General features: G+C 40.2%; 9 protein-coding genes. All 9 read left to right on the top strand.

Annotated features, from left to right (window positions below):
• The coding region (locus tag WMO25_RS12355; RefSeq protein ID WP_349085542.1) for a FadR/GntR family transcriptional regulator at positions 1 to 453 on the top strand (453 nt) is incomplete at its 5' end.
• A gap of 248 nt (positions 454 to 701) precedes the next feature.
• The gene (locus tag WMO25_RS12350; protein WP_349085541.1) at positions 702 to 2,147 is read left to right on the top strand and encodes an FAD-binding oxidoreductase; all 1,446 of its coding nucleotides are present in this window, start codon (positions 702 to 704) and stop codon (positions 2,145 to 2,147) included.
• A gap of 130 nt (positions 2,148 to 2,277) precedes the next feature.
• On the top strand, positions 2,278 to 3,441 hold the full coding sequence (locus WMO25_RS12345; protein ID WP_349085540.1) for an acyl-CoA dehydrogenase: 1,164 nt from the start codon (positions 2,278 to 2,280) through the stop codon (positions 3,439 to 3,441).
• 152 nt (positions 3,442 to 3,593) lie between these two features.
• Positions 3,594 to 4,397, top strand: a complete 804-nt coding sequence (locus WMO25_RS12340) for an electron transfer flavoprotein subunit beta/FixA family protein (protein WP_250797362.1) — start codon at positions 3,594 to 3,596, stop codon at positions 4,395 to 4,397.
• Positions 4,398 to 4,414: 17 nt separating this feature from the next.
• Positions 4,415 to 5,398: an electron transfer flavoprotein subunit alpha/FixB family protein gene (locus tag WMO25_RS12335; protein WP_349085539.1), complete on the top strand. Its 984-nt coding sequence runs from the start codon at positions 4,415 to 4,417 to the stop codon at positions 5,396 to 5,398.
• A gap of 210 nt (positions 5,399 to 5,608) precedes the next feature.
• Complete coding sequence (locus WMO25_RS12330) at positions 5,609 to 6,004, top strand: zinc ribbon domain-containing protein (RefSeq protein WP_349085538.1); 396 nt, start codon at positions 5,609 to 5,611, stop codon at positions 6,002 to 6,004.
• Between the two features lie 158 nt (positions 6,005 to 6,162).
• Entirely contained in the window at positions 6,163 to 6,429 is a 267-nt protein-coding gene (locus tag WMO25_RS12325) for an HPr family phosphocarrier protein (RefSeq protein WP_349085536.1), read from the top strand.
• 25 nt (positions 6,430 to 6,454) lie between these two features.
• The gene (acpP, locus tag WMO25_RS12320) at positions 6,455 to 6,688 is read left to right on the top strand and encodes an acyl carrier protein (RefSeq protein ID WP_349085535.1); all 234 of its coding nucleotides are present in this window, start codon (positions 6,455 to 6,457) and stop codon (positions 6,686 to 6,688) included.
• A 48-nt stretch (positions 6,689 to 6,736) separates the two neighbouring features.
• Positions 6,737 to 7,159 carry a hypothetical protein gene (locus WMO25_RS12315; RefSeq protein WP_256166810.1) on the top strand — a complete coding sequence of 141 codons (423 nt, stop codon included), beginning with the start codon at positions 6,737 to 6,739 and terminating at the stop codon, positions 7,157 to 7,159.
• The last annotated feature ends 198 nt before the right edge of the window (positions 7,160 to 7,357 follow it).

The raw sequence follows: 7,357 nt of genomic DNA, 5'->3' as shown, positions 1-7,357 counted from the left end.
CTGATTGAGGTGATGACGCTGATGTTTATCCTTGAGGAGGGAACATTCAGAGAAATCAGTGAATTTCGATATGCATTGGAGACACAGGCACTGGCATTGGCTATGGAACATATCTCCCAAAAGCAACTGGCGGACATTGAGTATTATATGTCCATGCTTGAGAAAACACCGGAAGAAGATATGAAGGCTTATTATGACAAGAAGATTCATTATACAATTACAGCTGCATCAGGGAATCGGTTTATTATTGACAATCTTCAGGCACTGACAGCAGTCATGGATGTCTTCATTAAGGATATGCGAGCCAAGATTCTGAGTGACGGAAGCAACAGTGAAGGTTTGATGGCGGCCCACAGGGAAATGGTGGAAGCACTTAGGGAGAAGAACATGGAGAAGGGGATGCAGGCATTGAAAGTTCATTTTGAGTATATTTATGAATATATTGACGGATAAAATCGCTTCGTCACCTTAGATGAAGGAATCTTTCAAAAAGTATAGTGAAACCGACATGTTCACAGCAATTGATAAGTAAGAAATGTGTAAATTATATGGAATAGGAATATAAAATCACAAAAAGGAGGACAAAATTAATAAAATTCACTAGACAAATCTGGAATAATATTCTATAATAATAGACGTAAGTGGTAGGGCCAATGGTACAAAATCTTGTGCCCATTTTAATAAAGTAGGAGGAAGTAAAAATGAGTGAGTATAGCAAAGTGACTCCGGAAATCGTTGAGCAGATCAAAGCTGTTGTTGCTCCTAACAGAGTGTATACAGGCGCAGATATCAACGAAGACTTTTCTCACGACGAGATGTCTATTTATGGTAAGGCAATGCCTGAATTAGTAGTTGATGCAGCTTCTACAGAAGAGATTGCAGCTACAATGAAGATTGCTTATGATAACAACATTCCTGTAACAGCCAGAGGTGCAGGTACAGGCCTTGTAGGTGCCTGTGTTCCAATCGCCGGTGGTATTGTTATTAATACAACTAAGATGAACAAGATTCTTGAATATGACCTGAACAACTTCGTAGTTAAGGTTCAGTGTGGTGTCCTTCTGAATGACCTTGCTGAAGACTGCGTAAGCAAAGGCCTTATGTACCCACCAGATCCAGGCGAAAAGTTTGCTACATTAGGTGGTAACGTTTCTACTAATGCCGGTGGTATGAGAGCATGTAAATACGGCGCTACAAGAGATTATGTTCGCGCTATGGAAGTTGTTTTACCAACAGGTGAAGTTACACGTTTTGGTAGTACAGTATCCAAGACATCTTCAGGTTACTCCCTGTTGAACCTTATGATTGGTTCCGAAGGTACATTAGGTATCATCACAGAACTGACATTAAAGATTATCCCAGCCCCTAAGGAAGTTATCAGCTTGGTTATTCCTTTTGAAACATTGGAAGATTGTATTGGTACAGTTCCTCAGTTTAAGAAGAACGGTCTGGATCCTCAGGCACTTGAATTCATGGAGAAAGCTATCGTTCAGGCTTCTGAAAGATATATCGGCAAGAGTGTATATCCACAGAAGATTGATGGCGTAGAAGCTGGCGCTTATCTGCTTGTTACATTTGATGGCAAGACAAAGGATGAACTTGATAATATTATTGAAGAAGCTTCTGAAATCGCTCTTGAAGCTGACGCAATCGATGTTCTTGTTGCTGATACACCAGCAAAGATCAAAGATGCATGGGCTGCAAGAAGCTCATTCCTGGAAGCTATCAAAGCTGAGACAAACTGGAAAGATGGTCTCGAAATGCTCGACGAATGTGACGTTGTTGTTCCTCTGGACAAGATTGCTCCATACGTTGAATATGTATATGGCGTAGGCGAGAAATTCGGTCTTAGAATCGAATCCTTCGGTCATGCAGGCGATGGTAACCTTCATATCTACATCATTGGTGATGATAAGATTTCTGTTGCAGATTTCAAGGCTAAAGCAGATGAATTCTTTGATGATATCTATGCTGAAGCTACAAGAGTAGGCGGTCTTGTATCCGGTGAACATGCAATTGGTTCCGGTAAACTTGATTACCTTGCTAAATCTGTTGGACCAACACAGATGAAACTCATGGAAGACATCAAGAGAGTCTTTGACCCTAAGATGATTCTTAACCCTGGTAAAGTTTGCTACAAACTGTAATTATTATATATTGAGTGTAGATTATAAGAAAGCGTTAATACTTTTACATAATTCTGCGCGTATTAAGGCAGTTGAGGCAACTTATATACATAACAAATAAATTACTTTTAAATCATTAGGAGGGATAGTAATGAATTTTCACTTTAATGAAGAAGAACAGGAAATTCTCGACATGTTACACGACTATGCAGTCAAGGAAGTAGCTCCAAGAGCTCATGAAATTGATGAGGAAGAAAAATTCCCTATGGAAGCACGTAATGGTCTTGCTGAAATGGGTATGATGGGTATGTATTTCCCAGAAGAATACGGCGGTGCTGGCCTTAGCTACCTTTCTTACATCGCAGTTTGCGAGGAACTGGCTGTTCATTGTGCTACAACATCTGTTGTATTATCCGCTCATGAGTCTCTTTGCAGCTGGCCTATTTACAAATACGGTACAGAAGAACAGAAACAGAAATACCTTACAGCTCTTGCTTCAGGTGAGAAGTTAGGTGCTTTCGGTTTAACAGAGCCAGGTGCTGGTACAGATGCTGCTATGCAGAAGACAGTTGCTAAAGATGAAGGTGATCATTGGGTACTTAACGGTTCCAAGGTATTCATCACAAACGCTCAGTATGCTGATATCTTCGTAGTATTCGCTATGGTTTACAGAGATGACTACAAAGAAAAACCATACACAAACAAAGATATCTCCGCATTCATCATCGAAAAAGGTTTCGAGGGCTTCTCAGTTCAGGGTCATGAAATGAAGATGGGTATCCGTGGCTCATCAACATGCTCACTGTACTTCGATAACTGTATCGTTCCTAAGGAAAACCTTCTTGGCGAACAGGGTAAAGGCTTCAAGATTGCTATGACAACACTTGATGGTGGTCGTATCGGTATCGCTGCTCAGGCTATCGGTATTGCTCAGGGTGCAATCAACGAAACTGTTGCTTATACAAAAGAACGTGTACAGTTTGGCAAACCAATCTGGAAATTCCAGAATACACAGTTCCAGTTAGCTGATATGCAGGCTAAAGTAGATGCAGCTCGTCTGCTTGTTTACCGTGCAGCTCAGGCTAAACAGGATGGCGAACCACACAGCCACTTAGCAGCTATGGCTAAGTTAGTTGCTTCTGAAACAGCTTCAGATGTAGCTCGTCGTTGTGTACAGCTCGTTGGTGGTAATGGTTACTCTCGTGAATATCCATTCGAGCGTCATATGCGTGATGCTAAGATCACAGAAATTTATGAAGGTACAAGTGAAGTTCAGCGTATGGTTATCGCTGGCTGGTTAGGTGCTACAAAATAATTTTCAGGCCTAATACCTGTCAATTAAAAGATAAATTCTGAGGATTCCTGTGATTAAGATTCATTTAGGAAAAATATAAGATTTTCACATGGCTGGTGTGCAGGCAACTACACACCAGTTGTGCTATAAAGAATGAGGAGTGGATAACAATTATGGAAATATTAGTTTTGATTAAACAGGTTCCAGATGATTCCGTTGAAATTAAGCTTGATCCTGCAACAGGCGCACCAAAACTTGATGGTGTTGAAGCTGTTGTTAATGCATTTGATACATATGCACTGGAAATGGCTAAAAGATATATCGAGGACAATGGCGGTAATGTTACAGTCGCTACAATCGGTGACGACGATGCAACAGCTGCTTTAAGAGCATGTCTTGCTGTTGGTGCCGGCAAAGCTTTCCTGATTAAGGATGCTTCTTTCGCAGGTTCCGATACAACAGCTAAGGCTTATATCCTTTCAAAGGCAGTAGCTAAGATTGAAGAAATCAATGGCGCTAAATTTGATATTGTATTCTGTGGTAAAGAAGCTACAGATTTCTCTAAAGGTATGGTTGGTGTTCAGCTCGCTTCAGAACTCGGCGTTGGTGTTGCAACAGATGTTATTGCTGTTGACCCTGCTGAAGGCGGCGTTACTGTTAAACAGGAAACAGAAACTGGCTACAATGTAATTGAAATGACTACACCATGTGTTGTAACAATTCAGAAACCAGATTACGATCCAAGATACCCAACAATTAAGACAAAGATGGCTGCAAGAAAAGCTACAATCAATGAAGTGACAGCTGCGGATTTAGCAGTAGATGCAGCTAAGATTGGCGAAGCAGGCTCTCTGACAAAAGTCCTTAAATTATACGAGCCACCTAAGAAACAGGCTGGTGTTAAGATTCAGGAAGAAACTGTTGCTGATTCTACAATGCGTGCGCTTGCTATGATTGCAGAAGCAAAAGTACTTTAATTTAAGGAGGAATTACAATGGATTTCGCAGAATATAAAGACATTCTTGTTGTATTAGAGCTTGACGAAGGCAAACCGGTTAATGTCAGCCTTGAAAATATTGCTGCTGCTAAATCAGTAGTAAATGGCGGCAAGGTTATTGCTGTTACAGTTTGTGAAAATGCTGCAAAGACAGCAATTGAATATGGCGCAGACAGCGCAATCGTTATTGAAGGTGCTCAGTTTGAAGGTTACAATGCAGATGCAGTTGCAGATGCTGTAGCTCAGATCGCTGCAGAAGTTAAACCTGCTGCTATCTTTACAGGCGCTACAGGCAAAGGTAAAGATTTAGTTCCTAGAATTGCTGCTAAACTGGCTACAGGTTCAGTTTGTGACGCAACAGCTGTTAAATTAGATGCAGCTGGTAATGTTGTATTTACAGTACCTGCATACGGTGGCAATATTCTGACAGATGTTGTTATTGACAGCGTTAGACCTCAGGTTGCTTCTATCCGTGGCGGTTCTGTAGCTAAGCTTGAGCCAGAAGCTGGCAAAGCTGGTGATATCGCTAAGAAAGCAATCACAGTTGCTGATGATCAGATTAAACTTCAGATCAAAGAAACTGTAAAAGAAATCGCTGAATCCGTTAACCTGGAAGAAGCAGAAGTTATCGTTGCAGGTGGCCGTGGTATGGGCAGCAAAGAAAACTTCGACAAATTACAGGAACTGGCAGATATCCTTGGTGGTGTTGTTGGTTGTACAAGACCTGCTATGGAATCTGGTTGGATCAGCCGTGCACATCAGGTTGGCCAGTCAGGTAAGATCGTAGCACCAAAGGTATACTTTGCATTTGGTATTTCCGGTGCTACACAGCATGTATCCGGTATGATCGGTTCCGGTTATATTGTTGCTGTCAACAAAGATGAAGATGCTCCAATCTTTGATGTTGCAGATGTAGGTATCGTTGGCGGTGCTATGGAAGTTCTCGACATCATGATTGAAGAATTCAAGAAAAACAAATAATCTGTTGATTGATTTTTCTTGGGCTGATACTTTGGTATCAGCCCTTTTTTACGCGGATTCTTAGCGGATGGGATAGGTTATACTTTGTTTATAAATATTATAGATTTCTTTCATTGACCTGGGAGCTATTTTGCGGTAGTATAGCAAATAAGCAATGTTTTATATCTGTGATAAGGTGTGCAGGAGAATGATAATGAAAGAAGGTATTTCATGAAAGAACGTATGCAGCGATTCATGGCCGGTCGCTATGGCAATGACCAGCTGAATCAATTTATTTTTATAGTGGCAATTATCAGTATGGTGCTTGAGATCATTACGCGGCAGTCATTGTTTTATACATTGACATTGGTACTGCTGATTCTCGCTTATGTCAGAGTATTTTCCCGGAATATCAATAAGCGATATGAGGAGAATATGAAGTTTTTGCAGAAGAAAGATATGATTTTGAACAAGTTCTGCAAACAGAAATATTATGCTGCTCAGCGCAGGAATTTTCATATTTATACGTGTCCTCAGTGCAAGCAGAAGATCCGCATCCCTAAGGGAAAAGGGAAGATCCGTATTACATGCCCGAAATGCAGGACATCTTTCATAAAAAAGAGCTGATAATATTCAATTCTTTTGTAATTTTTTTGAAAAATAAGATGTTTTTAACTGAAAAAGATGGTATAATAAATCTGTTGTATATTTTTTATATACAGTAGGTTTTTATTTTGATAGGAGTGAAGATAGACTATCCTATTTGTACGGAGGGATGATTGAATATGGTTGAAAGGAAGGTTAAGGTTGCAATTCCTTGTGGGATGCATATCAGACCGGCAGGAATTATTTCGCATACAGCGAATGGTTTTAAGGCAGATTCAAGGATCATATTCGGGTACCATGTGATTAATACAGCCAGTATCCTGAATCTTGTTGCCAGCGGTATTCAATGCGGGGATATTGTCAGTGTTGAATGTGACGGTCCAGATGAGCAGACTGCATTGGATGGTATAGCGACCGTATTGCAGGATTCAACGCTCAAACAATAAATATCATTGATAAAGGAGAATGAAGATGTTAGAGAAGATTAAGGCACTTTTAGCAGAAGAACTTGGTGTGAATGAGGATGAGATCACAGAGGCCACGTCTTTTAAAGAAGATCTTGGTGCGGATTCTCTGGATTTATTTGAACTTGTAACAAATCTTGAAGAAGAATACAATATTGAAATTCCTGCGGAAGAGTTGGAGAACCTGACAACAATTGGAAAAGTTATTGATTATTTGAAGAGTGTGAATATCGAAGCTTAGTTTTTGTGCTACGACAGAGAATTAAGGACTGATAGGAGAAAAAGTAGAATGAGTAAGAACAGCACCATGAATGCAAAAAACGACACAAAGAATGAGAAGAAAAAAGGTGTTAATTTTTTCTTTATACTGGTTGAATTTGTACTTTGCAGTTTCCTTATAGCCAGTATTTCCATGAAGATGATTCTTCCGGCAATCCTCAGTGCGTTTTTGGCGGTCTTTATCACACCATTCCCGGATATAGTATTAGAGAAGATGGGGAAAGAACCAATGAACAGGAATATCCGCTTCGCCGTCGGTGCGATTGGATTTGTTCTTTTATGCTATGTCGTTCCTGACGGCAAGATTGCTGAAGTGCGTCAGCGTCAGGTGGATGCTGCAGTAGCCAAGCAGAAAGCTGCGATGCAGTCGACAGAGTCGGAGAGCAGTACGGAGACAGAAATCGAATCTGTTTATGAATCTTTATCTGAGTAAGAATGGCCGAAATATTTAGAGGACAAGTAAAACAGAGAGAAGGGCAGAGCTTTCGGGCTTTGCTTTTCTAAAATTTGAATTATGAAAAAAAATCATAGTTTAAATGAACATAAAAGCCACATAGTGTTATTCAGAAATGGTATAATCTAATTCATAGAATGTAAATAACCCTGTGTGTTAGGATAATTGTCAGTGAAA

The organism is Coprococcus intestinihominis, from assembly GCF_040096555.1.
Classification (GTDB): Bacteria; Bacillota; Clostridia; order Lachnospirales; family Lachnospiraceae; genus Coprococcus_A; species Coprococcus_A intestinihominis.
The sequence above is the reverse complement of the archived record's forward strand: the minus strand, read 5'-3'. Positions and strand labels throughout refer to the sequence as shown.